Genomic DNA, 14,486 nt, shown 5'->3' with positions numbered 1-14,486 from the left:
GCAGCAATCTTTGCAACAATGCTTCCGATAATTGCCAGGAAACGCAGCATCCGTCTTTGACTGTTTTCTCAATACACTACTAAATCAGTAGAGTAAAATTTGCTCCCGGAAAGTATTACGCCAAACCGTGATACTCACTGGCACGTATTGTAAAGAGGATCTGGCCACATGGCGATTGCGACAGACTATTCCGATAATCGATCTCTGACGCAATCTTCCAGCGGAGGTGAGGACTACACGCACTACAAGATTGTCAAGGCAAAGTACCCGGCGCGTTTCGTCGGAACACTATTTGCCGCATCCGTCATTTTCGTCACGTTGCAGTCTATACTCACAAACCCGAAGTGGGGCTGGAGCGTTTTTGCCGAGTGGTTTTTTGCAGAGCCTATCCTGGCCGGCCTCGCCCGAACCCTTCTGCTGACTGCTTTGGCGACGGTCCTGGGCTTTACGCTTGGCACGGCCCTGGCTCTGGCCCGGGTCTCGAAATCGCCGCTGCTGGGCGGACTTTCCTGGGCCTACATCTGGCTGCTTCGTTCCATCCCGCTGATCGTCCTCCTCTTGATACTCAACAACCTCGGCTATCTTTACGCGACCGTCCGGATCGGTGTTCCCTACACGGATATTCTGTTCGCCGAATATCCGACGATATCGATCTTGAGCCCCTTTGCCGCAGCCCTGATCGGGCTCAGCCTCAATCAGGCGGCCTTCTCCTCGGAAATCATCCGCGGAGGGATCCTGTCGGTCGACCAGGGGCAGCTCGAGGCGGCGGCGGCTCTCGGTCTCCCGCGTCGCCGGCAAGCCTTCCGGATCGTGCTTCCCCAGGCGATGCGCACCATCTTGCCGACGGGCTTCAACGAGATCATCAGTCTGGCCAAGGGCACGTCCATGGTCTACGTGCTCGCCCTGCCGGAACTCTTCTACACGGTGCAGGTGATCTATCGCCGCAACCTTGAAGTTGTGCCATTGCTCATGGTTGCGACCGTCTGGTACCTGATCATCATGACGGTGCTCTCCGTCGGGCAGTATTATATCGAGCGATATTTTGCCAAAGGCGCGCTGCGCAGCGCGCCGGCCCCGCTGTTTGGCCCTACACTACGCCGTCTGTTCGGCGCACCGGTCCTGGTGCAGCCGCAAATTGCGCCTGCGTCTCCAGGCAGTTCGCATGGCCAGCTTCCGACATGGCGGTTGACGGGCACGCAACGGGAGACATTCGGGCAATGGCGCGCACCGGGATCGGTGAAAATCCACGGCGTGTCAAAAAGCTTCGGACAATTGAAGGTTCTGGACAATATCCGCCTCGATATCAAAGCCGGAAGCGTCACGGCAATTCTCGGCCCGTCAGGCTCGGGCAAATCCACTCTCCTGCGTACGATCAATCATCTTGAGCGTGTGGATGATGGTTTTATCACTGTCGACGGTGAACTCGTAGGATACCGCAAGAGCGGCAGGACACTCTATGAGCTGAAGGAGAAAGACATTTTGAAGCGCCGCGCCGAAGTCGGCATGGTGTTCCAGAGTTTCAATCTCTTTCCTCATCTGACTGTGCTTGAGAATATCATAGAAGCACCGGTTTCGCTGAAGCGGCTGAGCCGTCCCGAAGCCATCAACCTCGCACGCGACCTGCTCGCCCGTGTCGGTCTTGGCGACAAGATCAACGCCTATCCCCGGCAGCTTTCGGGCGGCCAGCAACAGCGTGTTGCGATTGCTCGAGCGCTCGCGCTTCGTCCCAAAGTCCTGTTGTTTGACGAGCCGACATCGGCACTCGATCCCGAGCTCGTCGGCGAGGTTCTGGATGTGATCAAGGAGCTCGCGCGCTCCGGCACGACACTGATCATCGTGACCCATGAAATCGGTTTTGCCCGCGAAGTTGCCGACACGGTGATCTTCATGGATGCCGGGAAGATCGTTGAAACAGGCTCACCCGATCAGATCCTGAACCGTCCCGCAAACGCCCGGACTGCCGAGTTCCTGGCCAAAGTTCTCTGAGCAAACTTCTCTTGTTCGGGAAAGAGTTGAAAATAACCGACAGACGTCAACCAACACCACCACTATTGAAAGGGGCCAATCATGACAAAGAGACTAGCATTGATAACTGCAATCGCCGGCTGTTTAATTGCCGCCAGTGCAGGGCTGGGCTACGCGGCAAGCGATGATTTCGACCTAAGTCCACAGCAAAAGGACCGTGTCCGGGCGGAGAAAAGCGAAAAGGCGATCGAGGCCGTTTCCAAGGACTTCAAGTTTATCAGCGACGGCAAACTCACTATTGGTCTGAACCCCGGAAATCCCCCACTCAGCACCTATGCAACCGATGCGACGACGGTGGTCGGATATGATGTCGATCTCGCACAACTGGTCGCAGACAGTCTCGGGCGCGAACTTGTGCTCGTTCCAGTCGCCTGGGCCGACTGGCCGCTGGGGCTGGAATCCGGCAAATTCGATGCCGTTATTTCCAACGTCACCGTTACCGAGCAGCGCAAGCAGAAATTCGATTTTTCAACCTATCGCAAGGACGAGCTCGGCTTCTACGTCAAGGCCGATGGCCCCATAAAGGAGATCAAGGAGCCAAAGGATATAGCCGGTCTCAAAGTGATCACGGATCCGGGCACGAATCAGGAGAAAATTCTGCTTGCCTGGGACAAGCAGAACGTCGGCAACGGCCTGAAGCCGATCGAAGTTCAATATTACGATGACGAGGCGGTGAAATACCTCGCGATCGAATCCGGACGTGCTGATGCCGTTTTCAGCGTCAACGCCACACAAGCCTACAAGGCGAAGGTCAATGGCAAGACTAGGCTCGTCGGTACCGTGAGCGGCGGTTGGCCGATCACGGCCGAGGTCGCCGTGACAACGCGTAAGGGAAGTGGTGCTGCCGACGGCATTACCGAAGCGCTCAATGAGCTCATCGCAAACGGGAAATATAAGCAGGTTCTCAACCGCTGGAATCTTGGCTCCGAGGCGATCGATAAGGCTACGACCAACCCTCCCGGACTGCCGGACAGCTAATCTTCGTCTCGTCTGAAGAAGCCGCAGGGAAGCGGCTTCTTCCTCTTTGATCTGGTTGATTTCACTGACAGCCTTGGCGTAGCCCGCCACGTCAAGGATCTTGACGCCCCTCAACGCGCATTGTTGAGAAGATACTGGCAGCTGACGTTCTTGTGGTCGGAACGCCGACCTATAAAGGCAGCTACACCGGGTTTTTCAAGCACCTCATTGATTTGCTCGATCCGCTGGCCTTGGAGGGCAAACCCATTCTCCTGACGGCCACAGGAGGCAGTGACCGGCATGCGTTGATTACCGAGCACCAACTGCGTCCGCACTTCGGCTTCTTCATGGCACACACATTGCCGACCGTGTTTCTGCCGTCGATCGTGATTTTCTGGACTATGAAATTGCCACCGCCAACCTCAACGCACGGATTACCCAGGCCGTAAGTGAAGTACGGCCGTTTATTGCGGTAGAAAGGTCCGCTGCTACCAGCGCCGCGGGATAACAAAACAGATTCGCAGAAACGCGTCATACGGCTGTAAGGTGCGGCAGTATTGTATCCTGCGAACCGGTGTGGAACCTGAATGTTATAGGAGTTTCAGCCCATGATTAAATCCTTCCCGCCAGTTACCATCGAGGCCGCCCGCCTTGGGAAGCCGACGAATATCTGTTCCGTCACGCAAGCGGCAGAGTTTTTGTTTATGAAATGGCCGATATACGACGGACCTAGATTGAAGATTGCCCGCCAGCTGTGCTTTGACGCCCTGGAAGGAGAGGCGGGCACCGCAGAAGCGCGTGCCGCGTTTATCGATGCAGCGAAAGAAGCCAACATCTTCCACGATTATCTGAAGGAAAGTGCTTAACCAGCGTTTTGCTGGTCTTGTCGGTGGCGGTTCACAGCAGCTGGTTTTCCCAGGACTGTAGTTCGCCGAGGTGGAGAGCATTCGGATCATTATTCTGTAGGTGACTGGTTCGAATCCAATCCCTCAGCAGCGATGTTGCGTCGGGTATCTTCATCTAATCCGGCCTTCAGGCCTGACGCCAGGCACGAAAGATATTCGTCACCGCGGCGTTCACGAATGCAAAAAAGCCGGACTGAAAAGCCCGGCCCAATTGTGAAGGATGTAAAACCTCCAGAGGGGAACAGTGGAAGCGGCAAAATGGGAGGAGCACCGCGTCCACTGAATAACGATTAGCCATGTTCGGAGAGGTTCTCAAGAAATGGTATTGCACAGCTGCTACGCTTATTGGCAAAATTCTCCTCTTTCCGTCGGCGGTTCCCAACGCCATTACCGAGATGCCACGATTAAAGCGTTCACATGGATCGCAATTGATTGCACATCTCGCTAAGTAACCGGAGAGGGGCTTGCTCCCGCACATCGCGGCCAACCCGGATATTGGGGCAATCTCGACGCAGACAATGATGGAAAATCTTGCGAGCCATTTAATCGAGGTTGGGGAAAGATAGGCGCTTCATCCGCCCAAGGCTGTCAGTCCGCGGCATTCTTCTCGCGCAACTTCAGCCGCTAGACAGCCCCGATTTGGAACCTCTATGCCGTCTGGAACCGAGAAGATCCACTTTGTTCGGGAGAGCACATAGCCTGTCATTTTTTTTACCGTCGCCGTGCGCAACACCCATCCATTCCAACCTTGAACTGTTAGATTGCTACTCGGTGTGAATGAGAACGTTGCGACTTTGTTTCAGCTGTTCAGTGGCGTGGCGAATGGTTTCACGGGCCTGTCTTGGTGACGTTATTTTTTGCAGATTCCAGTTACCAGACGCATCGGTTGTATTCACACTCACCGATCCAATTTGGAGCAATCTGTCGATCAAGCCTTGGTTAGATTTAGTGTCCTTGATACGATAAAGCTCGATGTCGTCAACCCGCTTAGAAATTATACCGACCTCTACGATAAGCCTGTGAGTGGTCAGCGTGTACTTTTACCGATGGCATAAAGCGGGATCATTGCACCAACACCAGTCATCGCCAATAGGTAATAAACTGGATTTATAAATACGTCTCTCAAAACTGGTCGGGCTACCCAAAGTGTTTGTTCTTCCATATGTTTATGATCCTCTGCACTAATTGCCCGGCCTAATACCCCTCTGTAATAATAAGTCCACTGGTTCCTTGGCATCCTCGCCGTTTCAAATGAGCCATTTGACAAACGTCGGAGACAATGCCCAGTCACCCAGCTTTGAAATTCCGAGTGCGCCGGCTCTTTGGATTTTGCCGTAGGGCATGGATCAAAAAAATCTTTCGCTGTTGCCAATCATATGGTTGGCAACGAGGATTATTAGATGAAAAACGCCCCGGAACTAAACTCTCCTCAAGCTTTCTATATTACTGAAACCGTGTTGTACCCTCTGGAACCTGGCTACCTAATTGTCCGGGGAAGTATTGTTTTTGCTTGCGCGATGCCCCATCCAGGTGTTGCCGATACCACCAAAATCGATGGCGAGCCGCACTTGGCTGTCACGTTAGAACCAGGTGGCGGTTATCCTTGCTGGAACGTTCCTACGCGGATTTTGCTTCCGGCTATTCCAATGAATAATTGACACGAAAAGTAGAATTTTTCTCGCCAATCCTCGGAGGCACTTCATGCCGTACCCGGCATGAACGAAAGCAATTGTCGAAATTTGGCTCTCAACTGCAAAACTGATATACGGGTGGTAAGAGAAAATCCCATCCCGTGGTTAAAATGATACTGTGCTACCTATTTGGCGAGCTGCCTCTTGGTTGCCTGCCTGACGTGCCGACTACACGGGTAACTCGTCTCGTTGAGACCCATTGCCAGATCGTGTTGCCGGTCGAAAAAAGGAGCCGACGTTATCTGGCGTTGCTGCGTCAGGCCGCGACAAGGGCCTGACATCACTTTGTTGGAGGCGGAGAGATGGGCGGAAGCTCGGCGGCGGCCTTCGCTTTGCCCGCAAGATAGGTATGCAGTTGGGCGACCACTTCGGCTCCTTCGCCGATCGCAGCGCCGACGCGTTTGACCGAGCCGGAGCGCACGTCCCCGACCGCGAAGACGCCGGGAATGCTGGATTGCAGCGACAGCGGTTCTGCTCCGTCGATGGCGGAGCGGATCGCCTGCGGCACGCTCGCACCTGTGTGCACGAAGCCTTTGGCGTCGAGAGAAACGCAGCCGTGCAGCCACCCAGACTCCGGCTCGGCTCCGATGAACAAAAACAGATGCCGAACCGGCCGTTCCGTTTCTTCACCTGAAACCCGGTTGCGCCACCGGATGCGCTCAAGCTGTCGTTGCGGTGAGCCCGTGAGCGCGACAACCTCGGTGTTCGTGAGCACCTCGATGGTGCTGGTCGCATAAATCCGGTCAATGAGATATCGGGACATGCTTTCGGACAGGCTTGGCCCACGCACGACCAGCCAGATCTTGGCGGCGTAGTCGCGCAAGAACACGGCGGCCTGCCCCGCGGAGTTGCCGCCTCCGACAAGGACGATTTCTTCGCGCCGGCAAAGCCTCGCCTCGATGGGCGAGGCCCAATACCACACGCCTCGTCCTTCGAACTCGCTCAGATTGGGGATGTCGAGCCGACGGTAACGTGCGCCGGAGGCAATCACCACGGCTGAAGCCTTGGTGAGATCTCCGTCCGCGAATTCAAGCATCAGCGGTTTGTGACCGCAGTCAAGGCGTGCGATGGTGGAAGGGATCGCCATTTCGGCGCCGAATTTTTGCGCCTGCACATAGGCTCGCCCAGTGAGGTCCCGGCCAGAAATGCCGGTCGGGAATCCGAGGTAGTTCTCGATGCGCGCGCTCGCCCCGGCCTGTCCACCGAACGCCTGTGCGTCGAAGACCACGATCGAAAGCCCTTCGGACGCCGCATAGACCGCGGTGGCAAGACCCGCGGGGCCGGCGCCCACGATGGCGACGTCGTACGTTCGATCTCGACCGTCCCTCCGCACCATTCCGAGGGCGCGTGCTAGGTCTGCCTCACTGGGGTTCTTTAGGATGGTGCCCTTTGGACATACCGCCAGTGGAAGGTTGCTCGAATCCGGCGCATATCTGTCGACAAGATCCGCGGCATCGCGATCCTTCGCAGGATCGAGCATCTGATAGGGATAGGCGTTCCGAGCGAGGAAGCCTTGCAGCCGCACGACATCCGGAGCGTCGTCGTGCCCGATCAGCACCGGTCCGCCGGCGCCTGCTTCAATCAGTGAGACGCGGCGCAGAATTAATGCGCGCATGATGCGGTCGCCAAGCTCTGGCTCCGCGATCATGACGCTGCGCAGGTTCTCGGCCGGAATGAGAATGGCCTCGATATCGTCGACCGCGTGAACGTCCACCAGCGCCGGCCGACCGGAAAGTTGTTCCACTTCGGCGACGAAATCGCCTGCAGTCTCTTCCACGATCGGAGTGAGATGTCCGAGCGGGTCGCGTCCTGTCACCTGGGCGCGACCGCTCTTGAGCAGAAACATGCCGGGCGCGATCTCTCCCGTCACGAACAGCGGCTGGCCCTTGCTGTAACGCTGCTGGTGGCCGAAGCGACAAAGCCGATCGATTTCCGCCGCCGAGAATTTCGGAAACATCCTCTCATCGCTCGGATCGACCTTCGGCATCATATACCTCACGGGTTCATCTCACGGCCTTGATCGCGCGGCCTTGGTGCACAAGCACGTCGGCGAACTTGTCTGCCGTGTCGATCAAGCTCGTGCCCAGGTCGATGCGCAGGCGCAATGCCGCGGTATCGGCATCCGCCGGCGCGAATATCGGATCGCCCTCAACTGGCGCAACTGGAGCCTTTACTAGCGCGATACACGGCGCAGCGCATTGACGACGGTCAACGCGCTCGGCGACGCGCGGCAAAGGGAACCAGACTGTTCATCGGAGCGCGCGGTCAATCCGGCTGCAGGCGTAGGACGATTTTTCCGAGCACATGGCTGGCCGCGAGGCATTGATACACTTCCGCCGCTTGACCCAGCGGAAACTTCACCGCGATCGACGCGACCATCCCCCCGTTTGATCGCCGCGTCGGGTCTCGGCGGCGCCGGCGCCATACATCTCCGCGGTATCGATCTGATTATGCCAAAACTAGTCCACTCTCATAAGGCCCGGCGAGGCGTCGATAGCACCGTTCTATGATGTGTTGAATGGCGACAGTACGCCCGATCGGCGGCGCGCGGTGTCTGAGAATGTTGCGAACGTGGCGATCGTCAAAATGGACTTGGAGCTTCGTCGGGCTATCCCATATAGGATCGGCTGGGTTCAGTTCGCGAATGCACCTCGCGGATAAAGTCCTCCGGGCGCGTGAAGAAGCTATTTTCGACCAAAACGCCTCCGATGATGACCATCGGATGCGTGCGAAGAATATCGACGGCATGCGGCGCCGTCAGCAGATTGACGTCGAAGGTGCAGATCACCGGGTCGTCGTAATTCGGCAGCACGCTATTGAGCCGCATCTCGTATTCAATCCAATCGATCCCGCTCTTCCAGTCTTCTACGGCAGTTTCAGCGTGCGCGATCATGCGCGTCAACGGGAAGCCGAGCGCGGCGCCGGCCTTCAAGGCTTCCTGGATGAGGACGAGCATAGCGTCCTTGTCAAAACGTCCAGTCTTGAGATAGGTGTCCTGTGGCAGCACGACTTCGAGTTGGCGGCTTTTCATCGCCCTCTCGACGTCGATGCCAGCGTTGCGCAACCGCTGGAGGTGATCCTGCCTATGCCTATCAGGGAGCACATGATAGGCGCGCTGGCCGCAGTTGATGCCGTCGCAAATGAACGGCACCAGCGTGTCGTATTCCTCTTCCGCCGAGTTGAAGAACGCGCAGACATGGCGGTGCTCACCCAACATGGATCCGCCAAAAGGAATGGGCTGGGCCGTTGAATTCATGTCAGTCCTCCGATCCGAGCTTGTGTTATGTTTCGGCGATCGTCCGCGCATTGCTCAGGAGTTGATCCGGCGTCGTTCCGGTGCATAAGTCCATCGATGCGCGTCTGTGTTGTCCCCATAATCAGTCTCCCGGTTAAGAGTGCTTTGGGACCTCCCTGCCGTGAACGTGCCGGCTCGGTACCAGGCCCTCTCGTTGCTCCAGGTTGTCCGCAACTTGGACGGCGAGCCGATCCAGCGGAGCATGATCGAACTCGCTCTCTTTCTGCGGTTCGCGAAAGTGCGCTGTGAACACGCCAAAGAGGCGGCCGTTGCTGCTGATGAGGGGCGTCGAATGAGCCGCGGCAATACCGTGGGCACGCAGCATATCGAGCTCGCTCGTGCCCACAAATAGGTAGCTCGTCGAGACGTCCTCGACAAAGATACGCATGCGCCGCGTCAGCGCGGCAGCGCATGTGGTGTTAGTGTCGCGGCGTACGACGCCGAAAAAAGTTAGGGCTTCACTAGAGAATCCGCGACTGGCAACAATTGTCAGGCAGTCGGCTCGTTGGTCGAAGCGCTGCAGCGTGCCAAATTCTGCGCGCGTTACGCCGATCATCATATCGAGGACCCGCTGCAGGTCCGCACCGACATCCTCGGAATTTCTCAGCCGCTTCAGGACAGCATAGTTTTGTTGCTCATTTGCGGCGTCGAGCGGATCCCTGAGTTTTGCCATTTCCTTGCCTCTGCGAATCGTGACGCGCGAACATTGCCGCGCCCGGGGATTGCCAGCCAGATTAGGTAATTATCGTCATTTTTGTCATGCCCGCCAGCGAAATCTGATAATAGTCGATGTGCGTGCGGCGACATCGGCAGTGCTGTGACTCCTGCAAGAAGCACTTCCCGGCAACTGACGACACTCTGATTGGCGGTTTTGTTCGTGCCGACACAGTTCTACGACGAAGAAACGGATCGGCAGAGTCCGATGTGGCCATGACAGGATGAGTCTGGCGCATGCGCACGGGTATTCTTTCACAGTGTCTCCCCGCCGAGTGTCAGCGATTGGTGCCATTGCGGCGGCCCCGAGAGCGGACAGAAGGACCTCTGGGGGGAGCGAAAGCCCATCCGACAACATCATCGCGCCCGAAACCGAGGGTGCCAAACGTTGGAATCAATCCAATCGGCAATTGACGTGGGTGGTGTAGAGTGGTTTTTTACGTTGTCTCAGTTGTGTGGACGGGCCGTAAGAAATAGCCACGTCCGGCCTGTGCGAAGCCATAAAGCATTGCAACCGCGGATCGCCCGTTTCGAAGGTGAATCTCTGCAGTTCTGATTCGGCGTCGGAACAGGCGCTGAATATCTCAGTCCGTTTGTATTTGGATCAGGTGACATGCCCAGGGTCGATGAGCTTACCGAGCCGCAAGAGCTTAGGCACTGCATCCGCGATCTCGTCGCGCTTTCTACGCTGCCGGCAATCTGGAAAGACTATAATTCGCGGCAGATCGCCGACAGTGTGGCGGCCGCATTGATTTCGATGCTCAATGCAGACGTCATTTATGTGTCTGCGCCAAGGGTACGCGACGACGCTGCGGTCGACGTGATGCGCACGAGCCAAGCGGTATCCGTTGGGTCGTCTGGTCATATTGAACGCATCCTACGCGGTGCGTGGCTTGGAAGCCGCGAGCAGACATTCGCAATTGACAACCCGCTTGGAAAGGGAACGTTACAAATCGCGGCGATGCCGATGGGCTTTGGCGGGGACGCGGCGATTATCGCGGGTTCCGTCAATCCGAGTTTTCCGAGCGAGACGCATCGACTGCTTCTCGGAATTGCGGCGAGCCAAGCAACGCTCGCCATCCAACGCTGGCACGTGGAGGCTCAGCAACGGCGTCTGGCGAGCCTGATCGAGCGGTCGTCCGAGTTCGTTGGTTTCGCCCGCTTAGATGGCACGCCGCAATATCTCAACAAGGCTGGCTGCGAGCTACTGGGCCTTTCTGGCATTGAGGAAATGGAGCGGTTTAATATCGTCGATTTCCTGGCTCCCGATGAGCGGAATCGGGCGCATCGTGAGTTGATTCCGCGGGTGATGAGGACCGGACGCTGGCTCGGCGAGCTCAATCTCCGGCACTTTAAAACTGGAGAAGACATTCCCTTCCTCGTCGATTGGTTCCGCATCGACGACGTGATCACGGGCCGCCCTATGAACATAGCGACCGTCAGCCGCGATCTGAGGGGACAGAGACAGCTTGAAGACAATCTTCGACGCCTCAACGAATCGTTGGAGCAGCGGGTGGCGGAACGAACGTCGGAATTGGCGGACGCGCTCCAACAACTGACGCTCGAAGCCGAAGAGCGCATGCGAGCGGATGTCCGAGCGCAGGAGCTGCAATTGGAGCTGCTTCATGCGTCGCGGCTGAGCGCTGCGGGTCAGATGGCTGGCGCGTTGGCGCATGAATTGAACCAGCCGCTGACCGCGTTCACCAATTCGGTTAACGCTGGGCGCCGGATGATGGCCAACGCCGCGCCCAGGGTCGACACCGTACGCGATGTCCTCGACGAAGCCGCCGATCAGGCGCTCCGCGCCGGCGAGATCATTCGGCGCCTGCGAGAGTTCGTTTCGCGCGGGGAGACGGAAATGCGGCTCGAAAAACTGCCCGACTTGATCCGCGAGGCGAGTGCTTTTGCCTCCGCGGGAACCGGAGACCACGGCGTGCAGGTCCGGCTGAGCTTCGATCCGCGGGCTGACGCGGTGATGGGGAACCGAATTCAACTGCAGCAGGTCATGCTTAACCTGATACGCAATGCGCGTGAGGCGTTAGCAGAGAGTGAGGGGCGTGAGTTGGACGTGGCCACGACGTTGCTCGATGACGAGACGATTGATATCGCTGTAGCAGATCGTGGTTCGGGCCTGCCGGACGATATTGCCGAACACCTCTTCGAGCCATTTCAGACCACAAAAAGCAATGGCATGGGATTGGGCCTCTCGATCTGCCGATCGATTGTCGAGGCCCACGGGGGCAGGTTGCGTTATGAGCCAAATCGCGGCGGCGGAGCAATTTTTCGCGTGACGCTGCCTGTCCCGGTGGAGCGATGAGCCGAAGATGGCCGCCGAGCGATCCATATATATTGTTGATGACGACCCGGCGATCCGCCGGTCGCTGGAGCGGCTACTGGATGCCGTCGGTTTCCGCGTGGTGTCGTATGCCACGCCAAACGCATTCCTCGGCGTCGCGGGCGACTTGCCCGCGGGCTGCGCTCTGCTGGATCTTCGCATGCCGGAGATGGACGGCTTCGAGGTTTTGGCTCGCTTGCTGCCGGTAAACCGGGACTTGCCGGTCATTGTGATAACGGCTCAAGGCGACGTGCAGACCGCGGTCCGAGTGATGAAGGCCGGAGCTGTGGACTTCATTGAAAAGCCCTACAGCGACGACGCCCTGATAGCGGCGATTGAGTCCGCGCTGAAGACCGGCGCCGCTAAGGGGCGAACGGATGATATTGCTGCGGCGGAAGTGCTGATCGATACGCTCAGTCCACGAGAGCGGCAGGTTCTCGAGGCGCTGGTGGCCGGGCAGCCAAACAAGGTTATTGCCTTCCGCCTCGGTATTAGTGTGCGCACGGTCGAGGTTCACCGCTCACATATGATGGACCGCTTGGGGGTGCATCAGCTCGGCCAAGCTGTCCGGCTTTCAGTTCTCGCGAGCCTTTCAACGGGGCAGGGGTGAGCGGATATTTGCTGTGCTGAGGGTGTCCGCTTCAGCACATCGTTATGCTCGCCAGCCTCAAGCGCTTCCAGGCCAATGATTTGGATGACATGGGGTTCCGGTGATGGATCAGGCTGCGCTATTTGAGTTCGTTCGGCGCTCCCCTCGCGGTTTCAACCCAAACCGCCAGATAGCCGCAATGTCGTATCGCGAGATTGGACGCGACGCCTGCAGCGGCAAAATCTAAAGATGACACCGACGAAAGCTGGTTCAAGCGGGCGTGACGATGGCCCGCGATTAAGGTGCGAAATTGCGGGCGGCCCTTAGCCTCGTGCGGCTGTGGCATGGTCGTGGGAACGACGGAAAGCCCCGCGAGCTGCTCGGCCCGGTAGATTCTGCGGGTCCTTCAACCCCTACGTCGAGCGCAATTTGGTGGAAACGATCAACGCCGCGCCACGATATACACTGGTGAAGTCATGCACTCAAAACCATTAGAAGATACTATCGCGACGCGCCTTATGACGTTCCTCGATTAGGGGGCGGCAGGTCTGCTCGACCGCCTTTACTGCAAGGTCAAGTCTCTTCCTCAGAGAGTCTCCCTCCGTTTCTCCCCAACCGATCGCGGCCTCCCATTGATTGCGTTCTTGTTCTCGTCCGGCTGGGTCCTGCCCATGCGTGCGGACCAAATTGCGGGCCGAATCGACAATTTCATTGTGAATTGCCCTTATCTCGTCAAACGGCCGCGCAGCCTCTTCGCCGAAGTAAGCCATGAAGCGGTACCGGCTCGCCCGGAGCTCAGAGAAGACCTGGCTTTCCTTCGTCAAGCGGTCCACGGGGGCGATGATCTCGCTCTTTTCGGGCTCATCATCATCCTGGCCAATTTCTAGCCGAGCAGTTTCACCTTGATCGGCATCCGACGCGGGAAATCGCGCCCATGTCAGAATATCCCTGGTGCGATAGAAACCAGCCAAAACCTCTTCCGCCAGCTCGGCCTTTCGCCTGCCGACTGTTTCGGCCCGCCATGCATTGAGCCCGCGCATCCCGGCCCAGCCAGCCAGAAGAGCCGCCATACCGGTCATTAGATTGGCCCATGCGGAAATCCATTCAGGTGACACGACCGACCTTCCGTGCTTACGTTCCGATAATGCCCAAACATTTCTGTCTGCGTTCCGTTTGCGACTGCTGGAGTTTGCAGATCGACGGACGTGGGTGTGGAGACGAAACGCTCAGTATCCAATCGCGCATAATTGCTGCAAGATGTCATCGCCACGGTGGCAATTCCATCAAAAATTCAGCCAGGGCCTTAGCAATACCGTATAGCGGCGGGTGATAACTGCAAGAAATTCTGCCATTTCGCTGCGAAGGAAATAGGCCGTCGTCTCGTCTGTAGCTGGTGTCGCCCTTGCCTGCGCTGTGGGTGCAAGGGCGGCCAACGGCGCGCGGCGAACACGATTCCTCTCGTAACGTATCCGTTCGAACCGGACGTCGCGACGACACGTTATGACGGCGGACTGAAGTTCTTGCAAAAGGCGATCACTGCCAATCCACATGTTTTGCTCCTCGCAGAAGATCCTGGGGCGGGGCTTCTTCTCGGAGCACTCAGTTTAGATCCTGCCGCCGGCAGCGCGTTGACGGTGGTCAATGAACATGGCCCTAAGTCAAAGGTGCGTTGCTGCGACCGTCGGCACTTTCTTCTACGGATCCTTAATTTTTCTTTCGCACAAGCCCCACCCATTTTGTGCAAAATGGAATCGCTCCAGAAGGAACGCTGCCAAGGAATTCTCTTCATCGTGTGACCAAATGGACCCGGGAGATGATCTCGAGCCGGAGGCCTGCCTACGGAAATCACGATTGCCTGACGCGCGAAAACCCGGAACTTCTCGACATGGCGCGCAACTCCGCAACCGATGTGGACAACGGGCCTAAGTAAGGTTGGCATTGGCATGTTTTATCAGCTCCTGGTTTCGGCATCGTC

The 14,486-nt window shown here is 57.3% G+C and carries 13 protein-coding genes and 1 pseudogene; 9 read left to right on the top strand and 5 right to left on the bottom strand.

Going from position 1 to position 14,486, the window contains the following annotated elements:
- Positions 1–168 precede the first annotated feature (168 nt).
- The 5 genes and pseudogenes from GF108_RS22615 to GF108_RS22665 all read left to right on the top strand — a co-directional run.
- The gene (locus GF108_RS22615) at positions 169–1,986 is read left to right on the top strand and encodes an amino acid ABC transporter permease/ATP-binding protein (RefSeq protein WP_153666889.1); all 1,818 of its coding nucleotides are present in this window, start codon (positions 169–171) and stop codon (positions 1,984–1,986) included.
- Between the two features lie 81 nt (positions 1,987–2,067).
- The gene (locus GF108_RS03525) at positions 2,068–3,003 is read left to right on the top strand and encodes an ABC transporter substrate-binding protein (RefSeq protein WP_153666888.1); all 936 of its coding nucleotides are present in this window, start codon (positions 2,068–2,070) and stop codon (positions 3,001–3,003) included.
- 152 nt (positions 3,004–3,155) lie between these two features.
- Complete coding sequence (locus tag GF108_RS22670) at positions 3,156–3,431, top strand: NAD(P)H-dependent oxidoreductase (RefSeq protein WP_370462067.1); 276 nt, start codon at positions 3,156–3,158, stop codon at positions 3,429–3,431.
- Positions 3,432–3,590: 159 nt separating this feature from the next.
- On the top strand, positions 3,591–3,848 hold the full coding sequence (locus GF108_RS03515) for a DUF982 domain-containing protein (RefSeq protein WP_153666887.1): 258 nt from the start codon (positions 3,591–3,593) through the stop codon (positions 3,846–3,848).
- Positions 3,849–4,359: 511 nt separating this feature from the next.
- Positions 4,360–4,515: pseudogene (locus tag GF108_RS22665) on the top strand (hypothetical protein); the annotation flags it as partial.
- Positions 4,516–4,651: 136 nt separating this feature from the next.
- Here GF108_RS22665 and GF108_RS22660 read toward each other — a convergent pair.
- On the bottom strand, positions 4,652–4,918 hold the full coding sequence (locus tag GF108_RS22660; protein WP_153667323.1) for a PH domain-containing protein: 267 nt from the start codon (positions 4,916–4,918) through the stop codon (positions 4,652–4,654).
- A gap of 369 nt (positions 4,919–5,287) precedes the next feature.
- Here GF108_RS22660 and GF108_RS03505 point away from each other — a divergent pair, with 369 nt between their 5' ends.
- Positions 5,288–5,545: a hypothetical protein gene (locus GF108_RS03505; RefSeq protein WP_153666886.1), complete on the top strand. Its 258-nt coding sequence runs from the start codon at positions 5,288–5,290 to the stop codon at positions 5,543–5,545.
- 313 nt (positions 5,546–5,858) lie between these two features.
- Here GF108_RS03505 and GF108_RS03500 read toward each other — a convergent pair whose 3' ends face one another.
- Positions 5,859–7,565 carry a cyclic nucleotide-binding domain-containing thioredoxin-disulfide reductase gene (locus tag GF108_RS03500; protein WP_153666885.1) on the bottom strand — a complete coding sequence of 569 codons (1,707 nt, stop codon included), beginning with the start codon at positions 7,563–7,565 and terminating at the stop codon, positions 5,859–5,861.
- A 46-nt stretch (positions 7,566–7,611) separates the two neighbouring features.
- On the opposite strand from GF108_RS03500, the gene GF108_RS03495 reads away from it, so the two are divergent.
- Complete coding sequence (locus tag GF108_RS03495; RefSeq protein ID WP_153666884.1) at positions 7,612–7,755, top strand: hypothetical protein; 144 nt, start codon at positions 7,612–7,614, stop codon at positions 7,753–7,755.
- Between the two features lie 431 nt (positions 7,756–8,186).
- Here GF108_RS03495 and GF108_RS03490 read toward each other — a convergent pair whose 3' ends face one another.
- Positions 8,187–8,834, bottom strand: a complete 648-nt coding sequence (locus GF108_RS03490) for an MEDS domain-containing protein (protein WP_172982562.1) — start codon at positions 8,832–8,834, stop codon at positions 8,187–8,189.
- Between the two features lie 133 nt (positions 8,835–8,967).
- Positions 8,968–9,546, bottom strand: a complete 579-nt coding sequence (locus GF108_RS03485) for a GAF domain-containing protein (RefSeq protein WP_153666882.1) — start codon at positions 9,544–9,546, stop codon at positions 8,968–8,970.
- 654 nt (positions 9,547–10,200) lie between these two features.
- Here GF108_RS03485 and GF108_RS03480 point away from each other — a divergent pair.
- Entirely contained in the window at positions 10,201–11,904 is a 1,704-nt protein-coding gene (locus tag GF108_RS03480; RefSeq protein ID WP_153666881.1) for a sensor histidine kinase, read from the top strand.
- Between the two features lie 7 nt (positions 11,905–11,911).
- Positions 11,912–12,532: a response regulator transcription factor gene (locus GF108_RS03475; protein ID WP_153666880.1), complete on the top strand. Its 621-nt coding sequence runs from the start codon at positions 11,912–11,914 to the stop codon at positions 12,530–12,532.
- A gap of 470 nt (positions 12,533–13,002) precedes the next feature.
- On the opposite strand, the gene GF108_RS03470 is transcribed toward GF108_RS03475, so the two are convergent.
- A complete protein-coding gene (locus tag GF108_RS03470; RefSeq protein WP_153666879.1) occupies positions 13,003–13,626 on the bottom strand; it encodes a hypothetical protein in 624 nt (207 codons plus the stop codon).
- Between the last annotated feature and the right edge of the window lie 860 nt (positions 13,627–14,486).

The sequence above is a fragment of the Phyllobacterium sp. SYP-B3895 genome (assembly GCF_009647635.1).
In the GTDB taxonomy this organism is placed as follows: domain Bacteria; phylum Pseudomonadota; class Alphaproteobacteria; order Rhizobiales; family Rhizobiaceae; genus Phyllobacterium; species Phyllobacterium pellucidum.
Note: the sequence above shows the minus strand (reverse complement) of the source record. Positions and strands in the feature narration are given on the sequence as shown.